This window comes from Vibrio owensii (assembly GCF_002021755.1).
Classification (GTDB): Bacteria; Pseudomonadota; Gammaproteobacteria; order Enterobacterales; family Vibrionaceae; genus Vibrio; species Vibrio owensii.
Genome location: NZ_CP019959.1, coordinates 2287208 through 2306452 on the forward strand (window position 1 = coordinate 2287208; position 19245 = coordinate 2306452).

Annotated in this window: 21 protein-coding genes; 10 read left to right on the forward strand and 11 right to left on the reverse strand. The window is 45.8% G+C overall.

Annotated features, from left to right (window positions below; all coding sequences use genetic code 11):
* The first annotated feature begins 375 nt into the window (after positions 1-375).
* From mlaF to A9237_RS10465, 8 genes are all read left to right on the forward strand, one after another.
* On the forward strand, positions 376-1179 hold the full coding sequence (mlaF, locus tag A9237_RS10430; protein WP_078608144.1) for a phospholipid ABC transporter ATP-binding protein MlaF: 804 nt from the start codon (positions 376-378) through the stop codon (positions 1177-1179).
* Entirely contained in the window at positions 1169-1960 is a 792-nt protein-coding gene (gene mlaE / locus A9237_RS10435) for a lipid asymmetry maintenance ABC transporter permease subunit MlaE (RefSeq protein WP_005436385.1), read from the forward strand. Before mlaF ends, mlaE begins: the two co-directional genes overlap by 11 nt.
* A 2-nt stretch (positions 1961-1962) precedes the next feature.
* On the forward strand, positions 1963-2460 hold the full coding sequence (gene mlaD / locus A9237_RS10440) for an outer membrane lipid asymmetry maintenance protein MlaD (protein WP_078608145.1): 498 nt from the start codon (positions 1963-1965) through the stop codon (positions 2458-2460).
* A gap of 3 nt (positions 2461-2463) precedes the next feature.
* Positions 2464-3102, forward strand: coding sequence for a phospholipid-binding protein MlaC (gene mlaC / locus A9237_RS10445; RefSeq protein ID WP_078608146.1), 639 nt, complete (start codon positions 2464-2466; stop codon positions 3100-3102).
* Positions 3102-3422, forward strand: coding sequence for an STAS domain-containing protein (locus A9237_RS10450; protein WP_005436388.1), 321 nt, complete (start codon positions 3102-3104; stop codon positions 3420-3422). Before mlaC ends, A9237_RS10450 begins: the two co-directional genes overlap by 1 nt.
* A 3-nt stretch (positions 3423-3425) precedes the next feature.
* Positions 3426-3680, forward strand: a complete 255-nt coding sequence (gene ibaG / locus A9237_RS10455) for a BolA family iron metabolism protein IbaG (RefSeq protein ID WP_005432865.1) — start codon at positions 3426-3428, stop codon at positions 3678-3680.
* Between the two features lie 9 nt (positions 3681-3689).
* Complete coding sequence (murA, locus tag A9237_RS10460; protein ID WP_078608147.1) at positions 3690-4955, forward strand: UDP-N-acetylglucosamine 1-carboxyvinyltransferase; 1266 nt, start codon at positions 3690-3692, stop codon at positions 4953-4955.
* A gap of 147 nt (positions 4956-5102) precedes the next feature.
* On the forward strand, positions 5103-5828 hold the full coding sequence (locus tag A9237_RS10465; protein WP_041061029.1) for a 1-acylglycerol-3-phosphate O-acyltransferase: 726 nt from the start codon (positions 5103-5105) through the stop codon (positions 5826-5828).
* A gap of 84 nt (positions 5829-5912) precedes the next feature.
* Here the strand turns inward: A9237_RS10465 and A9237_RS10470 are convergent, their stop codons facing one another.
* The 6 genes from A9237_RS10470 to arcA form a co-directional block, all read right to left on the reverse strand.
* Positions 5913-6302 carry a RidA family protein gene (locus A9237_RS10470; protein ID WP_005432832.1) on the reverse strand — a complete coding sequence of 130 codons (390 nt, stop codon included), beginning with the start codon at positions 6300-6302 and terminating at the stop codon, positions 5913-5915.
* A 166-nt stretch (positions 6303-6468) separates the two neighbouring features.
* Positions 6469-6930: an aspartate carbamoyltransferase regulatory subunit gene (pyrI, locus tag A9237_RS10475; RefSeq protein WP_020195884.1), complete on the reverse strand. Its 462-nt coding sequence runs from the start codon at positions 6928-6930 to the stop codon at positions 6469-6471.
* A 17-nt stretch (positions 6931-6947) separates the two neighbouring features.
* Positions 6948-7877, reverse strand: a complete 930-nt coding sequence (pyrB, locus tag A9237_RS10480) for an aspartate carbamoyltransferase (RefSeq protein ID WP_005441998.1) — start codon at positions 7875-7877, stop codon at positions 6948-6950.
* 89 nt (positions 7878-7966) lie between these two features.
* Positions 7967-8092: a hypothetical protein gene (locus A9237_RS27630; RefSeq protein WP_005432831.1), complete on the reverse strand. Its 126-nt coding sequence runs from the start codon at positions 8090-8092 to the stop codon at positions 7967-7969.
* Between the two features lie 69 nt (positions 8093-8161).
* A complete protein-coding gene (locus A9237_RS10490; RefSeq protein ID WP_050902889.1) occupies positions 8162-9166 on the reverse strand; it encodes an ornithine carbamoyltransferase in 1005 nt (334 codons plus the stop codon).
* 157 nt (positions 9167-9323) lie between these two features.
* Positions 9324-10544, reverse strand: a complete 1221-nt coding sequence (gene arcA, locus A9237_RS10495; protein ID WP_005432859.1) for an arginine deiminase — start codon at positions 10542-10544, stop codon at positions 9324-9326.
* Positions 10545-11128: 584 nt separating this feature from the next.
* Between arcA and rraB the strand changes: the two genes are divergently transcribed.
* Together rraB and A9237_RS10505 are read left to right on the forward strand one after the other, a co-directional pair.
* Entirely contained in the window at positions 11129-11545 is a 417-nt protein-coding gene (gene rraB, locus A9237_RS10500; RefSeq protein WP_005432867.1) for a ribonuclease E inhibitor RraB, read from the forward strand.
* A gap of 171 nt (positions 11546-11716) precedes the next feature.
* Positions 11717-12517, forward strand: coding sequence for a glycosyl hydrolase 2 galactose-binding domain-containing protein (locus A9237_RS10505; RefSeq protein WP_078608148.1), 801 nt, complete (start codon positions 11717-11719; stop codon positions 12515-12517).
* A gap of 16 nt (positions 12518-12533) precedes the next feature.
* On the opposite strand, the gene A9237_RS10510 is transcribed toward A9237_RS10505, so the two are convergent.
* From A9237_RS10510 to pepA, 5 genes are all read right to left on the reverse strand, one after another.
* Positions 12534-13439, reverse strand: coding sequence for a bifunctional helix-turn-helix transcriptional regulator/GNAT family N-acetyltransferase (locus A9237_RS10510; protein ID WP_078608149.1), 906 nt, complete (start codon positions 13437-13439; stop codon positions 12534-12536).
* A 115-nt stretch (positions 13440-13554) separates the two neighbouring features.
* Entirely contained in the window at positions 13555-13953 is a 399-nt protein-coding gene (locus A9237_RS10515; protein ID WP_078608150.1) for a DUF2061 domain-containing protein, read from the reverse strand.
* 226 nt (positions 13954-14179) lie between these two features.
* Complete coding sequence (locus A9237_RS10520) at positions 14180-17038, reverse strand: valine--tRNA ligase (protein ID WP_078608151.1); 2859 nt, start codon at positions 17036-17038, stop codon at positions 14180-14182.
* 94 nt (positions 17039-17132) lie between these two features.
* Positions 17133-17582, reverse strand: coding sequence for a DNA polymerase III subunit chi (locus A9237_RS10525; protein ID WP_005432852.1), 450 nt, complete (start codon positions 17580-17582; stop codon positions 17133-17135).
* 115 nt (positions 17583-17697) lie between these two features.
* Positions 17698-19206, reverse strand: a complete 1509-nt coding sequence (pepA, locus tag A9237_RS10530; protein ID WP_005432840.1) for a leucyl aminopeptidase — start codon at positions 19204-19206, stop codon at positions 17698-17700.
* Positions 19207-19245 lie beyond the last annotated feature (39 nt).

A 19245-nucleotide genomic window follows, 5' to 3' on the forward strand; every position in this document is an offset into this window, starting at 1 on the left:
GTGAAATGAGTAACCGCTAATTTTGACCTTTTGCGGCCAAAAATGGAAGATAAACAACAAATAAATTAAAGGTTAGTAACGAAATTGTGTTTAATTGTTGCTCATATACTCTTCGTTCAGAATACGGTTAATCTGGCATGGGATATAAACACCTTCCTGTCATTTCGTCATAATTTATGAAGAATTGCTTGAATTTCGCGGGCTTTATTTAATTGAACAGTGCTTTTAATTAACGTTCAATGTGCTTATGATTGCAGCCTAATAAGTGTACCGAAGTCACTTTAGGATATTCTCGACGTAATATCTTGAAAACAATCGGGGTTGAGTTGGATTGCAACTCTGTGAGAACCGCTCACAAACAGTAGAAGAGATAGTATGTCGAACAACGATTTAGTTACCGTTAACAATCTCACTTTTTCACGCGGCGAACGCAAGATCTTCGATGGTGTTGATTTGCATGTGCCAAAAGGAAAAGTGACCGCCATTATGGGGCCGTCAGGGATTGGTAAAACGACACTGCTGCGCCTGATCGGCGGGCAGCTTTATCCTGAGCAAGGAGAGATCTGGTTTGATGGCGATAATATCCCATCACTATCTCGTAAAAAGCTTTATCACGCTCGAAAGAAAATGAGCATGTTATTTCAGTCGGGCGCTTTGTTTACTGACTTGAACGTGTTCGACAACGTGGCGTTTCCTTTACGTGAACACACTGAACTTTCTGAAGAATTCATCCGTACCATGGTGCTGCTAAAGCTTGAAGCCGTTGGCTTACGTGGTGCGGCAAAGCTGATGCCTAGCGAATTATCTGGCGGTATGGCTCGACGTGCTGCGTTAGCGCGTGCAATTGCACTTGATCCAGACCTCATCATGTACGATGAGCCGTTTGTAGGGCAGGACCCAATCACCATGGGTGTGCTGGTTGAATTAATCAGTAATTTGAATCGAGCACTAGGCCTGACTTCAATTGTTGTTTCTCACGACGTTCCTGAAGTGATGAGTATTGCCGATTGGGTTTACTTGATGGCCGATGGCAAAATCATAGCCTTTGGTACGCCGCAAGAACTGAGAGATAACCCTGATCCTCGCGTGCAGCAATTCTTAAAAGGTGAAGCTGATGGGCCAGTACCATTCCGCTTCCGTGCTCAAAGTATCGAAAAGGACTTATTTGATGGCCGATAGCTTTATTCAATTTGTCGCTTCTTTAGGAAGACGCACGCTCGCCATCTGTGAAGCGTTTGGTCGCGCGACTTTAATGCTCATTGGCGCCTTGGTGACTCGACCTCAGCCAATAAAAAACTTTCCGTTACTGATTAAACAGCTTTACTCGGTTGGCGTACAGTCATTGGCGATTATCGTCGTTTCGGGTTTGTTTATCGGTATGGTGCTTAGTCTGCAAGGTTATGTTGTGCTGGTGGACTATGGTGCAGAAGGTAGCCTTGGTCAGATGGTGGCTCTATCGTTGCTACGTGAACTTGGCCCTGTTGTTACGGCGCTTTTGTTTGCTGGCCGTGCTGGCTCTGCTCTGACAGCAGAAATCGGACTCATGAAAGCAACGGAGCAGCTTTCTAGTATGGAAATGATGGCCGTCGATCCACTAAAACGTGTTATCGCACCGCGTTTTTGGGCTGGTGTCATCTCAATGCCTCTATTGGCTATGATCTTTATGGCGGTTGGCATTTGGGGAGCTCAGATTGTCGGTGTGGATTGGAAAGGCGTAGACCACGGCAGCTTTTGGGCTGCGATGCAATCTTCGGTTGAACTAGGTCAAGATATCGGTAACAGCATGATCAAATGTATCGTGTTCGCGATTACCGTTACTTGGATCGCTCTATTTAATGGCTATGACGCTATTCCAACTTCGGAAGGGATCAGCCGAGCAACGACGCGCACTGTTGTGCATTCTTCTTTAGCAGTACTGGGACTAGACTTTGTACTGACCGCATTGATGTTTGGGAATTAATCATGCAACAAACACGTAAAACAGAATTATGGGTTGGCAGCTTTGTATTAGCAGGAATTTGCGCGATTCTTGTGATGATTTTTCAGGTTGCTGACGTAAAAAGCATTGGCTCTGGCAATACTTACACCCTGAAAGCCGAGTTCGATAATATTGGTAGTTTGAAAGTACGCTCTCCAGTGAAAGTTGGTGGCGTTGTTATCGGTCGTGTAAGTAACATTTCACTTAACCCTGATAGCCTATTACCAGTCGTGAGCTTGTCGATTAACAGCCAGTATAACCAGTTCCCTGAAACTTCTAGTGTGCAAATTTTGACATCAGGATTGATTGGTGAGCAGTACATTGGCTTGGTTCCGGGCTTTGTTTTTGACGATGAAGAAATGCTTGTTGATGGTGATACCATCGAAGACACCAAATCTGCATTAGTATTAGAAGACCTGATTGGTCAGGTACTGTACAGCATTGGTGGCTCAGGCGATTCTGGTGACACGAGTAAGGAATAACCCATGTTTTCTAGACTATTACTTTCATTCGTAGCGACGTTTACTGCTTTTGGCGCAGTGGCAGCTGAAGTAGATAAAACTCAGCCATATTCAATGATGAAGCAGGTTGCTGAAGTGACGTTCGAGCGTCTGAAAAACGAGCAGCCGCAAATCAAACAAGATCCAAACTTGCTCAAAACCATTGTTGAAGAAGAGCTGATGCCTTACGTCAACGATCGCTATGCAGCATTGAAACTGCTTGGTCCAAACCTAAAAGGGGCGAAGCGTGAAGATGTGGGTGAATTCATCACAGCATTCCGCGCTTACTTGGTGACTTCATATGCGCAAGTGTTAACACAGTACACGGATCAACAAATTGAATTTGGCCCTGAGCCAAAACTGGACCCTTCTAAGCGCATTACGAGCATCAAAGTTGATATCATTGACGCGCCGCGTCCAAATATTAAACTTGAGTTCAAACTGCGTAAAGATAAGAAAACCGGTGAATGGTTAGCATTCGACATGGTTGCAGAAGGTATTAGCTTACTATCGAGCAAGCAATCAGAGTGGAATACTCAGATTCGCCAAGACGGTATTCTTGCGGTCGCAAAAGATTTAGAGAAACTGGCAGCACAGCCAATTCGCTTCGAGGCAGCAAAGTAATGGCGCAGTCTCATTCTCAGTGGCATTTACAAACAGACATTCTTAAGCTTACAGGGGCGCTGGATCGCGATACAGTGCCCGCATTGTGGGCGGTGGCACAGCAATGGCAGCCTTCTCAAACCGAGCTAGAATGCTCGCTCCAAGAGATTGAACGCATTGACTCTGCGGGAATGGTGATGTTAATCCACTTATTAGAGCATGCAAAAAAGCAAAACTGTCATATAATGCTCAGTTTCGTGCCGGCGCAATTGCGCACTTTGTTTCAGCTGAGCAACGTTGAATCTTTAGTGGCCAAACATATACAGAATTATCAGGGGTAAATTGTGGATAGCGCAAAAGTACAACAGTTACTAGAAGAAGCACTAAACCTTCAAGAAGTGCATGTAAAAGGTGAAGGTAGCCACTATGAGGTGGTTGCTGTTGATGCTTGTTTCGATGGAATGAGCCGCGTTAAGAAGCAGCAGTTAATTTACGGTCCTCTGATGGATTACATCCAGCGTAACGACATTCACGCGCTATCGATCAAAGCGTTCACTCCAGAAGAGTGGGCTCGTGATAAGAAGCTAATGTCGCTTTAAGGTTTATTGATGGAAAAGTTTCGAGTTATTGGGTCAGATAAACCACTGGTTGGTGAAGTGACCATTTCAGGTGCAAAAAACGCAGCACTGCCGATTTTATTTGCGTCTATCTTGGCGGAAGAGCCTGTAGAAGTGGCGAACGTGCCACACCTTCGTGATATCGACACAACCATGGAACTGCTTAAGCGTCTTGGCGCAAAAGTAAGTCGTAATGGTTCCGTTCATGTCGATCCAAGCAGTATCAACGAATACTGTGCTCCTTACGATTTAGTAAAAACCATGCGTGCATCTATTTGGGCGCTTGGTCCTCTTGTAGCTCGATTTGGCCAAGGTCAGGTTTCTCTACCTGGCGGTTGTGCTATCGGTGCTCGTCCTGTTGATTTACACATTACTGGTCTAGAACAGCTTGGCGCAACCATCACACTAGAAGATGGTTACGTGAAAGCGGAAGTCGATGGTCGCCTTAAAGGTGCGCACATCGTGATGGACAAAGTGAGTGTTGGTGCAACGATCACCATCATGTGTGCAGCAGCGCTTGCTGATGGCACAACAACGCTAGACAACGCAGCGCGTGAGCCTGAAATCGTTGATACAGCGGATTTCCTAAACACACTTGGCGCAAAAATCTCTGGTGCGGGTACTGATACCATCACTATCGAAGGCGTTGAGCGTCTAGGTGGTGGTAAGCACAGCGTTGTGGCTGACCGTATCGAAACCGGCACCTTCCTAGTTGCAGCAGCGGTTTCTGGCGGCAAAGTTGTATGTCGCAACACCAATGCACATCTGCTAGAAGCGGTACTGGCTAAGCTAGAGGAAGCGGGCGCATTAGTAGAAACTGGTGAAGACTGGATTTCTGTTGATATGACTGGCCGTGAGCTGAAAGCAGTAAGCATTCGCACGGCTCCGCACCCAGGTTTCCCTACTGACATGCAGGCGCAATTCACGCTATTGAACATGATGGCGAAAGGCGGCGGCGTGATCACTGAAACTATCTTTGAAAACCGTTTCATGCACGTACCTGAATTGATGCGTATGGGCGCGAAAGCAGATATCGAAGGTAATACGGTTATCTGTGGCGACGTAGACTCTCTAAGTGGCGCACAAGTGATGGCAACTGACCTACGAGCTTCGGCAAGTTTGGTGATTGCAGGTTGTATCGCAAAAGGCGAAACCATCGTTGATCGCATCTACCACATCGACCGCGGTTACGACAAAATCGAAAATAAACTGTCTGCACTTGGCGCAAATATTGAGCGCGTGAGTGAGGCAGGTTAAACTGCATCGCAGTTGACCTAGATATGAAGAGAGCCGAAACTCAGGTTTCGGCTTTTTTATATCGCGCTTTCTGTCATAGTTCATGACTATGTTCAAAGAGACAATAATAGCTGTAGCTGGCGCAAAGCCGGTTCCCGGAGAACAACAATGATTGCACTGTTACGTGTATTTGCTGTCGCAATTTTCGCAATTGTGATGTTTATTGGTGGTTGTGGTTACTGCCTACTAAGCCCTCGAAACCCTAAGCACGTGTTCACCTTTGGTCGTCTATTCGGCAAGATGTCGCGCGTATTTGGTATCAAGCTTGAGCTGCGTCTTCCGGAAGATGCGTACTCTCGCGGTCAGCATGTTTACATTGCTAACCACCAAAACAACTGGGACCTTTTCACTGTCTCTTCTGCAGTAACACCAAAAGTGGTAACAGTAGGTAAAAAGAGCCTCGCGTGGATGCCGTTGTTTGGTCAGCTTTATTGGCTAACAGGTAACATCTTGATTGACCGTGCAAACCGCTCTAAAGCAAAAGGCACTATCGACCAAGTCGTGGACAGCATCAAAAACAGCGATGTTTCAGTATGGATGTTCCCAGAAGGTACACGTTCACGCGGCCGTGGTTTACTGCCATTTAAAACCGGTGCATTCCATGCGGCTATCGGTGCAGAAGTACCAATCATTCCAATCGTGTGTAGCTCTACCGATCACATCAAATTGAACCGCTGGAATAACGGTCATGTGATCATTGAGATGCTACCACCAGTTAGCTCTGAAGGTTACGGTAAAGAAGGCGTACGTGAGCTAGCGAATATTTGCCGCGAGCAAATGAAAGAGAAGTTGGCTGAGTTGGATGAAGAAGTGAAACAGCGCAACGCTGCTTGAGTTTTACTGCGATATCATTACAAAAAGACAATAAAAACGGGTAGCCTGAGCTACCCGTTTTTTTATGCTTGTCAGCAAGTGCAATTATTTGCGAACTGCAATTGCTTCAATCTCGATGCCTACATCTTTAGGTAGACGAGCTACTTCTACGCAAGAACGAGCAGGGTAGTTTGCTACTTCATGCTCATCGAAGAACTTGCCGTAAACTTCGTTCACTGTACCGAAGTCGTTTAGGTCTTTCACGAATACTGTCATTTTAACGATGTCAGTCACTTTAAGGCCTGATGCTTCAACAACAGCTTTTACGTTCTCTAGAGATTGACGAGCTTGCTCTGCGATGTCTGCAGACACTTCACCTGTCGCTGGGTTTACTGGGATTTGGCCAGAAGTTAGAACCATGTTGCCTAGATCTACGCCTTGAACGTAAGGACCGATTGCTGCTGGTGCAGACTCAGTGTGAAGTACTTTCGTCATTTGAATTGTTCCATCTGTTTAGGGGGAATAAAGAGTTTGCTCAAGTATCTTGAGCGTTCTTAAGAAGAATCAGTTTGCCTTTAAACATGAAGCACGTAAAGAGCAAAATACCCCGCACTAGCGGGGTATTAGTCAATTTATCGTTAGCAAGAATCGAAGCGAGAAATTAACGCTCAGTCACGATCTCACGTGCGAATACTTTCTCACAGTATTTACACTTCAGACGGATTTCTTCCTTCTTCTCGAACACTTGGAAGCTGCTTGCAACCGGCTCGTTGTGGGTAATGCAGTTAGTGTTTGGGCATTCAAACACGTTTTTAACTTGCTCTGGTAACTCCAGCGCTAGCTTCTTCACAACTTCGTAGTTTTCGATTTGGTTTACGGTCGCATGTGGTGCGTAAAGTGCCAGTTTGCTTGCCTGCTCTTCGTTGATGAACACGTTCTCAATCTTGAGTAAGTCTTTGTGACCGAGTGCAGATGAAGGCAGATTCAGACCGATGGTGACGCGTTGAGAAGAGTTGTGCATATCGAACAGCTTCAGCACCTTAATACCAATTTGTGCTGGAATGTGGTCGATTACTGTGCCGTTTTTGATTGCTTCAACCTGCAATTGAGTTTCTTTAGCCATGTTATTCTCTCCCTCGATTACAGTGTTTCGTTAAGAACCAGTGCCAACAATGCTTGGCGCGCGTAAACGCCATTTTCTGCTTGTTGGAAGTAGTAAGCGTGTGGTGTGACGTCGACGTCTGTGGTGATCTCATCCACACGTGGTAGTGGGTGCAGTACTTTCAAGTTCTCACGCGCACCTTCTAGTAGTGCCGCTGTTAGGATGTAAGCTGACTTGATGTGTGCGTATTCTGATTCATCGAAGCGCTCTTTTTGTACGCGAGTCATGTACAGAATGTCTAGCTCAGGAATCACGCTTTCCATGTCTGTGTGCAGGCTGTACTGGATACCTGCTTCATCTAGCTCTTCGCATAGGTAATCTGGCATCGCAAGTGCTTCTGGTGCAACGAAGAAGAAACGAATGTTATTGAACTTCGCCAATGCTTGCGTCAATGAGTGTACGGTGCGGCCGTACTTTAGGTCACCAACGAACGCAACGTTCAGGTTGTCTAGACGACCTTGTGTTTCCGCGATGGTGTATAGGTCGAGTAGCGTTTGCGTTGGGTGTTGGTTTGCGCCATCACCAGCGTTGATAACTGGTACGCCGTTAGAGAACTCAGACGCCAAGCGCGCTGCGCCTTCTTGAGGGTGGCGCATCACGAACGCATCGACGTAAGAAGAGATCACTTGAACTGAGTCAGACAGCGTCTCGCCTTTTTTCGCCAGAGAGGTGTTACCACCGTTATCAAAACCAATTACATCGCCACCGATACGTTGAATCGCTGTTTCGAATGACAGACGAGTACGTGTGGATGGCTCAAAGAAACAGCTCGCTACAACCTTGTTTTTAATCAGTTCTGGACGAGGTTCTTTTTTTAGCTGACCTGCAGTTTCTACAATCAGTTCCAGTTCTTCACGTGAAAGCTCTGGAATAGAGATGATGTGCTTCTGGTAAAGCGAGTTCGCCATGATCTTCTTCCCTATAACAGTGGTGACTATCCCCAAAATTACCCTGATGGAATTTCGGACATAAAAAAACCTCCCCAATTGGGGAGGTTTTAAAATTCAATAGAATTAACGAAAATAACAGCACGTAAGCGTAGTCGCTTAGCTAGAGCAAATCGCGTTTTTACGTCAGCAATCGGCGTGGTCATTTCGTAATCCTCAGACAAATTGCCGAGCATTATACGCTTAACTTTCGTGAGCGCAAGCGATTACATCATGGTTTTTGTTACCATTTTTAATGCTTTGGTTTAGCTGCCTAAGGTTGCCACCATCACGGCTTTAATCGTGTGCATGCGGTTTTCGGCTTCGTCGAATACGATAGAGTATTCAGACTCAAACACCTCTTCGGTGACTTCAAGCCCTTTCATTCCGTATTTCTCTGCTACCTCTTTACCCACAGTCGTTTCATCGTTGTGGAAGGCTGGCAGGCAGTGCATGAACTTCACATGAGGGTTGCCCGTTTGCTTAATCACATCCATATTGATTTGGTAAGGTGTCATCAGCGCAACACGCTCATCCCAAGCCTCAGCCGACTCACCCATCGAGACCCAAACGTCAGTGTATAGGAAGTCACAGCTTTTAACGCCTTCTTCAACGTTTTCCGTCAGCGTGATTTTCGCACCGGTTTGTTGGGCAATTTCTTGGCAAGTTGCCACTAATGCTTCCTCTGGCCAGAACGCTTTTGGCGCTACAAGGCGGATGTCCATGCCCATTTTTGCTGCGCCAACCATGAGTGAATTACCCATGTTATTGCGAGCATCACCAAGGTAAGCAAACGTCATCTCATGCAGTTGTTTCCCACGTCCGTGCTCTTGCATGGTCAGGAAGTCTGCAAGGATTTGGGTAGGGTGAAACTCATCCGTTAAACCATTCCAGACAGGTACACCAGCATAAGTACCAAGCTCTTCAACAATGGATTGACCAAAGCCACGGTATTCGATGCCATCGTACATACGACCAAGAACACGAGCGGTATCTTTCATCGATTCTTTATGACCGATCTGTGAGCCAGAAGGACCGATGTAAGAGACTTGAGCGCCTTGGTCAAAGGCCGCGACTTCAAACGCACATCGGGTACGAGTAGAAGATTTCTCAAAGATTAGTGCGATGTTTTTACCTTGAAGTTTCTTCTGCTCTGTTCCTGCATATTTAGCTTTTTTCAGCTCTGCAGACAGTTCGAGCAAAAACTGGATCTCTTTAGTTGAGAAGTCCAATAGCTTCAAAAAGTTGCGATTACGTAGATTGAAAGCCATAGCTCGTCCCTTAGGTCGTTTGGTTGATAAAGAATAAAAGCATTAAAACATATAAATGATTTTATTGTGAATAATTATTTTAATTGAAAGCAAAAAAAGGTTGATGCATTCACATCAACCTTAGTCTCAATTGGTTTTATTTGGTGGGAGAGGTTTCTCAAATATCGTCACGTTCGATAGGGCAGCTCATACAACGTGCACCACCACGACCGCGACCAAGCTCGTTACCCGGAATAGTCAGGACTTCAATGCCAGCTTTGTCGTACTTCTCGTTAGTGTAGACGTTACGTTCGTAACCAATCACAACACCAGGTTTCACCGTCAGTACGTTGTTGGCATCGTTCCATTGCTCTCGCTCAGCTTCGTAGCTGTCACCACCGGTTGTGATGATCTTCAATTGGTCTAAGCCAAGTGCCGATTCAATGGCATGCAGATAGTTGTGTGATGCTTCGACATGCATTTCACCGTTGCCTTTAGGTGTTAGGCGCCAAGTGTCTAAATCTTTACGCATGATCTCTGGGTATACCGAGAAAGTGTCTACATCCATGTGCGTCATGACCGTATCAAGGTGCATGCACGAGCGGTGTTTTGGTAGGTCGATAGCAATCACTTCTTTCGCCTGACCAGATTTAAACAGGCTTGCCGCTAAGTTTTCGACACCTTGCGGGGTTGTGCGCTCAGACATACCAATTAGAACGGCACCTTTACCGATAACCAGTACATCGCCACCTTCAACGTTAGCATTGTCGTAGTGTTGGTCTTCATCACCAAAGTAGTTAATGAAGTCCTGACCCGCAAAGGTTGGGTGCCAGCGATAAATCGCGCGCAGATGGTTGGTTTCGCGTTGACGTGCAGGCATCATCATTGGGTTAAGAGAAACGCCGCCGTATACCCAGCATGACGTGTCACGGGTAAAGAGGTGGTTAGGCAGAGGTTCGATCACGAAATCCAGTGGGCGCTTCATCTTCGGCAACATTGATGAAGATTTGATTGGCAGTTCGGAGTATGCCAAGCCGCCAAGAAGAATGCTTGCTAGGTGCTCATCGTCCATCTCTGCGAAGTACTGACGTAAATCACGAGCGAAAGTCGGACCGTAACGGAAGTCAGAGATCTGAGTATTCAACAACCATTGTTTTGCTTCTGGAACCGCAAGGGTTTCAACCAGCAGATCATGAAGCAGTAGTACTTCGACATCTTGTTCACGCAGTGTGCGCGCAAACGCGTCGTGTTCTTCACCTGCCGCTTCTACCGCTAATACGTCATCAAACAGTAGCTCGTGGCAGTTCGATGGCGTTAGGTGGGTGAGGGCGCGCTCTGGGCGGTTTAATAGAACTCGTCTTAGTTGACCAACTTCTGATCCAACGTACAGCTTACTCATTTTGCATCCTTACAAATATTCCAGCCGTTAGTTATGACAAGCTTGGTGCAAAGATGCAAGTCCTAGAACTTTGCTTATATATTGCAAAAATATCGTTTTTTGGCGTTATATTTTGTAAATAGTTCCTTGGTGTATTTTAATTCTATATTTTGTTGTTTGTTCATGAGTTTTAAAAAGTGCGTTTTTATTCTTTTTCGTTTGAGAAAGAACTCATACATCAAAAGTGCATAAAACGTGCATAACCATTCTGAAATATGCAGTTTTTAGCTTTCTTTTATTCGTTAGGTCAGAATTACCGAGCCGTTGCTGTATTCACTCCAAGATCATAAACACGCAAACAAGCCTAAAATTACTCGTCTTAGGTTCGATTAGGATCTTCTGAATATTAAAGATTAGCCGTTTTTGTTAATTTTTTGTTTCTGTGAGCGGGGTTTAGATTTACGAGTAAAAATTATCATCAAGAATCACCGCAGTTTGGTGTTTGTTTGTGGCTTTTCATCGCAATCCGTGCCATATTTCACCGCATTAACGTACTCAGTTTAGAGTATAGTGTTTCCATCAAGTAACTAATCTGGAGCCAAAACATGTCTCACGAAGATGAATATCTATCAGTAGAAGAATTAATTGAGATTCAAAAGGAAGAGACTCGCGATATCATTGCAGCGCTGCTAGAAGACGGCAGCGATCCAGATTCACTATACGAAATCGAGCACCACCTATTTGCTGAAGACTTCGATACGCTAGAAAAAGCGGTTGTTGAAGCGTTCAAGATGGGCTTTGAAGTTCTTGAAGCTGAAGAAACAGAAGATGAAGACGGCAACAAACTGCTTTGCTGTGATGCAACAATGGAATCTGCACTAAACGCAGAAGCAATTGATGCACAGGTTGAGAAACTGGTTCATCTTGCAGAAAAATACGACATCATTTACGACGGTTGGGGTACTTACTACGAAGGCGAAGATGCGCTTTACCCTGAAGAAGATGATGAAGACGAAGAGTAATCCTCTTATTCAATCTAAGAAGCCAGCGTTTATCGCTGGCTTTTTTGTGCCTTGAAAATGATAACCGAAGATAACGATAAATAATTCTCATTGAGTTTGTCTGCTTATAGCCTGTAACCCTAAGTTAGTTGTGTATATAATGCGTGAAAATTGATCTAGCTCAAGGTGTATATGCAACTCTCACTCGCCGGTTTATGGCAAGTCTCTCCACTGACGGACCTTTCTATCCCACAGGATGACATTACTTTCCCTGCTCCTTTGAGTCAGGTATTGCCTGCTGAACTGACTGAAGAAGCGATTCGTCAGCAAGAGTGGCACCTGATGCACGACATTGAAGTGGACGAATCCATGATGGTATTCCCTGCGGTAGAAATGGTGTTGGGTGGTGTGGATTACCATGCAGAAGTGCGTTTGAACGGGGTAGCATTGTTCGACTGTGATGGCTCACAAAGCGTGTACAAAAAAGACATTCGCCCGTTCATGCAGATGGGGCGTAACCGTTTTGAGATCCTGTTCCTTGAGGAAGAAGAAGATCTTCTGTTGGATGAGGATAAACCAGAGTTGTGTTCACTTGCGGATCATGAATACCAAAAGAGTGATGAGCGCTTAGGGGTATGGCAAGAACCGTATCTGCAGTTTATTCGCAATGTGCGTTTAGACCGCGTGGCTACCGAGCAGATTTGGCACCACGGTGGTGGTTGTGAGTTTAAGGTGGATTTGTACTACCAAACTTTTGCTCCGGGTTTAGTATCAGCATCGGTTAAGTTTAATGGCATGACTTACCATATTCCTATTGATGTCCGAGCGGATCATGCGAGTGCTTTATTCCAGATCGAAGCGCCAAAGTATGCCGATCTTAATGATCCCGATCCAAATGATCTCTACGAACTCGTGGTGGAGTTGGATGGGCAACGTCAAGCATTTACAGTGGCGCTTAGCCAAGAGCTCTGTGTTACCCACCTTGTACTTTAAGTTTTGGGATAAAGCGCTATAAAGTTTTAAGCATCACGACTTCACATGCATCATGCCCCGTTTGTCCTAGCGGGGCATCGAGATGCTCAAAGCCTAGTTTTTCATACAAGCCTACCGCTTCTCTTAGACATTCTGTCGTTTCTAAATAGCACTGCTGATACCCAAACTGTTTCGCCAGTTGTAAGCTCAATGCGACGATGCGTTTGGCTAAACCGTGCCCTCTTGTTTGAGGTAAGAAGTACATCTTTTGCAACTCACACACATTTGGCTCACCAGCTAAAGGTGCAAAGCCGCCGCCGCCCACAATCTCGCCTTGGTATTCGACTACCCAGTAGGCTGCGCTTTGCTGGTCGTAAACCGAGTACATGTCATCAAGCGTTGGATCGGCCACACCATAACCTTTGTCTGCGGTTAAACCGTATTCTGCAGAGACTTTACGAATCACGTCTGCAACTTGCGAGTTATCTGCTTTGGTAAGAGGTCGAAGAACGTATTCCTCAGCCTGACACACTTTTGTTAGCCCTTTTAGGTAAGTCTCCAGACCAAGTTTGAGTTGCTCTCGCTCGCTGTCATCCAGTTGGGTAAGCAGTTGTTCAAAGAAGCTGTTTTGCTGCTGGTCTAGTTGCGATAACGCCAGTTGCCCTCGCTCTGTAAGCGCTACAAGTTGGCTACGTTTGTCTTTTGGGTTTTCGATGCTCTCAACCAAGCCTAATTTAATCAGACCAGTAACGGTTCGGCTCGCATTGGACTTGTCGACATTAAGCTGCTGTGCCAATTGATTGATGGTTAACGGCTGCAGCTGGATTTCACCTAAGGCGTGCGCTTGTACTGGAGTGAGAGCGACATCGCCGCATTGTTTATCGAGCATACCAAGCAATCGGACGGCTTGACGGGAGTAGTGTCGGAGTTGACGAGCATTCATTATCACTTACCTCTAAAAATAAAGTTGCGCACCGCAATTAAATTAATTGCGGTGCGCAACTTTGTCAATGGTAAATGTCATTTTGCTCGTTAGGAGGCGTATTGAGCCTCCATATTTAAGCGTGTTGGTGTAGGCAGAACTGTGGGGTTTGGCTATCTGATTTACGCATCCATACTTTCTCGTGGAAGTAGTAAGCCACTGTGTTCAAGCTTGGCTCTAGCATCGCCATGATACCGCCGACAAACGCATCACCTGTTAGTAAGTAAACCACGCTAAAGGCAACACTGAAGTGGATAGTGGCAAAGCTTGCGGTTTTTAATTTGGTCATCCACTGACGAGCTTTAAGCGCTGGGACTTTTGCCCATGCCTTTTCATGAAAGTAGAAAGCGACGGTGTTCACTGAAGGCTCAATCATGGCAATTAAACTACCAATTAGAATGTCGCCAGTAAGCACGTAAGCGACACTAAACGCGATAGTAAAATGGAGTGCTGCAAAGGTTAGTGTCTTTTTCATGATAATTACTCAATCGTTGTGTTGTTTCGATAGGTCTATTATTGAGAATTATTATCATTAAATCTAATGGGCAGTTAAGATTAGTTTGATAGGTAAAAACTATTAAAAAGGAGGGAAAGTAGGAGAGAAGAGCGAATATCTTTGAAAGCTTTCCGAGCGATAAAATGCAAAAAGGGTTGATGCTTTCACATCAACCCTTTGATTCTTTTACTCTAGCCTTTAGCGATTAAAGTGCAGCGATCGTTGTCTTCTGCTCTTCTAGCTTAGCTAGTGTCTCTTTGTAGCCTTCAAGCTTCTCACGCTCTTTAGCAACAACCGCTTCAGGTGCTTTCGCTACGAAGCCTTCGTTACCTAGTTTGCCTTCGATACGCTTGATTTCGCCGTGAGTCTTCTTGATTTCGCCATCTAGACGAGCAAGCTCAGCGTCTTTGTCGATCAGACCCGCCATTGGGATCATCAGCTCAGACTTAGCAACCAATGCTGTTGCACACGCTGGCGTTTCTTCATCAGCAGCAAGTACGCGTACAGATTCTAGTTTCGCTAGAGACATCAGTACTTGTTTGTTTGCTTCTAGACGCGCTGCGTCTTCTGCGTTTGCAGCTTTCAGCATAACGTCAAGCGGCTTACCTGGGTTGATGTCGTATTCAGCACGTAGGTTACGGATGCTGGTAATGAACGCTTTCACCCATTCAATATCGTCTAGCGCTTCTTGGTTGAAGTTTGCTTCGTCGAATTGAGGCAGTGCTTGCAGCATGATTGTCTCACCTTCTACACCTTCAACGAGTGGCTTGATGCTTTGCCAGATAGTTTCAGTGATGTAAGGAATCACTGGGTGAGCTAGGCGTAGAGTCTTCTCAAGAACCGTGATTAGTGTGCGGCGAGTACCACGCTGTTGCGCTTCAGTACCTTTCCATAGAACTGGTTTAGTTAGCTCTAGGTACCAGTCACAGAATTGGTTCCAGATGAATTCGTAAAGCGTGTTAGACGCCATATCTAAACGGAAGTTGTCGATATGGTTGTTGAACGCTTTCGCTGCAAGTTCAAACTGAGACTCGATCCACTTGTCCGCTAGTGAGTATTCAATCTCACCACCGTTGAAGCCACAATCTTGCTCTTCTGTATTCATCATTACGTAACGGCTCGCGTTCCATAGCTTGTTACAGAAGTTACGGTAACCCTCAAGACGCTTCATATCCCAGTTGATATCGCGACCTGTTGATGCCATTGCTGCAAGAGTGAAACGTAGTGCGTCTGTACCGTATGCTTCGATACCGTTTTCAAACGTCTTACGAGTGTTCTTCTCGATCTTCTTCGCTAGCTGAGGCTGCATCATGTTGCCACAACGCTTCTCTACTAGAGACTCTAGGTCGATACCATCGATCATGTCGATTGGGTCAAGTACGTTACCTTTCGACTTAGACATCTTGTCGCCGTTTTCGTCACGGATTAGACCTGTAACGTAAACCGTCTTAAATGGTACTTGTGGTTTGCCGTTTTCGTCTTTCACGAAGTGCATGGTCATCATGATCATGCGCGCAACCCAGAAGAAGATGATGTCGAAACCAGTTACTAGTACGTCTGAAGGGTGGAATACTTTCAGATCGTCAGTTTGCTCTGGCCAACCTTGAGTACCGAACGTCCATAGTGCAGAAGAGAACCATGTATCCAGTACGTCTTCGTCTTGGTGAAGTTCAATGACTGACTCTAGGTTGTTGTTCTTACGAACTTCTTCTTCGTCGCGACCTACGTAAACATTACCTTGGTTGTCGTACCAAGCAGGGATGCGGTGACCCCACCATAGCTGACGAGAAATACACCAGTCTTGAACGTCACGCATCCAAGAGAAGTACATGTTTTCGTATTGCTTAGGAACGAATTGGATGTCGCCGTTTTCTACTGCTTCAACTGCTGTTTTCGCTAGAGGCGCAGTACGTACGTACCATTGGTCAGTTAGCATTGGTTCGATAACCACGCCACCACGGTCGCCGTAAGGAACTTGTAGATCGTGATCTTTCACTTCTTCAAGTAGACCTAGCTCGTCGAATTCAGCAACGATAGCTTTACGAGCAGCAAAACGCTCCATACCGTGGTACTTAGCTGGTAGCTCAGTGCTGTAAGCGTCGCTTGCTTCGCCGTTGGTGTTGAATACTTCAGAAGCGTCACGGATGTTCGCGTCGAAAGTCAAAATGTTGATCATTGGTAGCTGGTGGCGCTTACCAACTTCGTAGTCGTTGAAGTCGTGCGCAGGTGTGATTTTCACACAGCCAGTACCTTTTTCCATATCTGCGTGCTCATCGCCCACGATTGGGATGCGACGATCAACGATAGGAAGGATGATTTCTTTACCGATAAGATCTTTGTAACGTGGATCTTCTGGGTTAACTGCAACACCAGTATCGCCTAGCATGGTCTCTGGACGAGTCGTTGCAACAACGATGTAGTCTTTGCCATCTGCTGTTTTAACGCCATCTGCTAGTGGGTAGCGGAAGTGCCACATGTTGCCTTTAGTGTCTTTGTTCTCTACTTCTAGATCTGAAATCGCTGTGTGTAGCTTTGGATCCCAGTTAACTAGACGCTTACCGCGGTAGATTAGATCGTCTTCGTATAGACGTACGAACACTTCTTGAACGGCGTTAGATAGACCATCGTCCATCGTAAAGCGCTCACGATCCCAGTCTACAGATGCGCCAAGACGACGAAGCTGCTTAGTGATAGTGCCGCCAGATTCGCCTTTCCATTCCCAGATTTTGTCGATGAAAGCTTCACGACCGTAATCGTGTTTTGTTTTGCTTTCTTCTGCAGCGATCTTACGCTCAACAACCATCTGAGTTGCGATACCTGCGTGGTCCGTACCTACTTGCCAAAGAGTGTTTTTACCCTTCATGCGCTCACAACGGATAAGCGTATCCATGATCGTATCTTGGAACGCGTGGCCCATGTGTAGGCTACCAGTGACGTTCGGTGGCGGGATCATGATGCTGTATGATTCTTTAGTAGTGTCACCGTGTGGCTTAAAGTAGCCTTTCTCTTCCCAAGTCTGATACAGAGCTTGTTCGATTGAAGTTGGGTTGTATGTCTTTTCCATAGCGCTCTTTTAATGGATACGTTGATGGTTGAATCTAAGTCAATCTTTATAAGTGAACTCTCTGAGTGGAGAGCTTAACTATAAGGATTGACCGTTAAGGATATTGAATTTCGATCGTTTGCAGTTGATAACCTGCCTGACGGTAAATTTTATACCTTTCTCTTGCTAGCTGTTTAGCTTTTTCTTCGCAAGGCACGAAGTCTACCACTTGAGCAAACTTGTTCGCAAAGGTTGTCTCATTTTCCGCCAAATTAATTACCAGCTGACGGTTCCAATTAGGTTTTACACCTTCATGGCCGATTTCAATATTGGTGGCGTATTTCGGTCCTTCACCTACAAGATTATGTGCCATGAACTTGTCTGCATCAATTTGCCAAAAGGCTTCAGCGAGCTGCTCGGCGTGCGGTTTGTCTTGGCAGTTCAGATATACTTTTGCGCCTTGGCGAGCAAAGTGCTGAGCCAAAAACACGATGTATTCTTCAAAGCCAGCCACCGTTGCTTGCGGGCTCTCTTCGTTAATGATGTAGAAGGTTGCAGTTTGCATCATTCTCTCACTTGCCGTTGGTCTCTTCCTGAAACCATATTAAATCCGATTTTCATTTTAGAAAATCGAGGTAATAAAAAAGGGCCTTGCGGCCCTTTTAGATGTTGTTCAGAAATTACTCTTCTGTCTCTTGGCCGCTGCGGTTCAAAAGGAATTGGACAAGCATTGAGACAGGACGGCCCGTTGAGCCTTTCGCTGCGCCTGATTTCCACGCAGTACCTGCGATATCGACGTGTGCCCAGTTGTACTTTTTAGCAAACTTAGACAGGAAGCAACCCGCAGTGATAGTACCAGCAGGACGACCACCGATGTTTGCCATATCAGCAAATGGGCTCTTCAACTGCTCGTGGTACTCGTCTGCCATTGGTAGACGCCATGCACGGTCACTCGCTTGCTCAGAAGCGTTTACTAGCTCATGAGAAAGTGGGTTGTGGTTAGAGATTACGCCGCTGATATGGTGGCCTAGTGCGATAACACAAGCACCAGTTAGCGTTGCAACGTCAACTACGCAGTCTGGTTCGAAACGCTCTACGTAAGTCAGTGCATCACAAAGAACAAGACGACCTTCCGCATCCGTGTTCAGAACTTCTACAGTTTGACCAGACATGGTTGTTAGGATGTCACCTGGACGGTAAGCGTTGCTGCCTGGCATGTTTTCACAGCCTGCTAGAACACCAATAACGTTGATTGGTAGGTTTAGCTTCGCTAGCGCTTTCATTGTACCGAATACAGACGCAGCACCACACATGTCGTACTTCATCTCATCCATACCTTCACCAGGTTTTAGAGAGATACCGCCTGAATCGAACGTCAGACCTTTACCGACAAGTACGATAGGTTTTGCTTCTGACTCTGGGTTACCTTTGTATTCGATAATAGACATCATTGATTCGTTCTTCGAACCACGACCTACTGCTAGGTAAGATGTCATGCCCAGTTTTTCCATCTCTTGCTCACCAATGATCTTGGTGGTTACGGTTTCGTAATCGTCAGCAAGGCGACGTGCTTGAGAAGCAAGGTACGCTGGGTTTGCGATGTTTGGTGGCATGTTGCCAAGATCTTTTGATGCTTTCACACCAGATGCGATAGCTAGACCGTGAGTGATTGCTTTCTCACCTAGGTTTAGTTCACGACGCGTTGGTACGTTGAATACTAGCTTACGCAGTGGACGACGAGTTTCTGGCTTAACGCTCTTGAACTGATCGAATGTGTAAAGACCATCTTTAGTCGCTTCTACTGCCTGGCGAACTTTCCAGTAAGTGTCACGACCCTTAACGTGAAGTTCAGTTAGGAAACATACTGCTTCCATAGAACCTGTTTCGTTAAGTGTGCTGATCGTCTTTTGAATGATTTCCTTGTACTGGCGCTCGCCTAGCTCACGTTCTTTACCACAACCTACAAGTAGAACGCGCTCTGACAAAACACCTGGTACTTGATGCAGTAGCAGCATCTGACCAGGTTTACCCTCTAGATCACCACGGCGAAGTAGTGAACTGATGTAACCGTCACTGATTTTATCAAGTTGCTCGGCTACTGGAGAAAGGCGACGTGGTTCAAACACACCAACAACGATACATGCGCTACGTTGTTTCTCTGGACTGCCACTTTTAACACTGAACTCCATGCGTACTCCTACATCCTGAAGACAAATTGCTCTAAATGT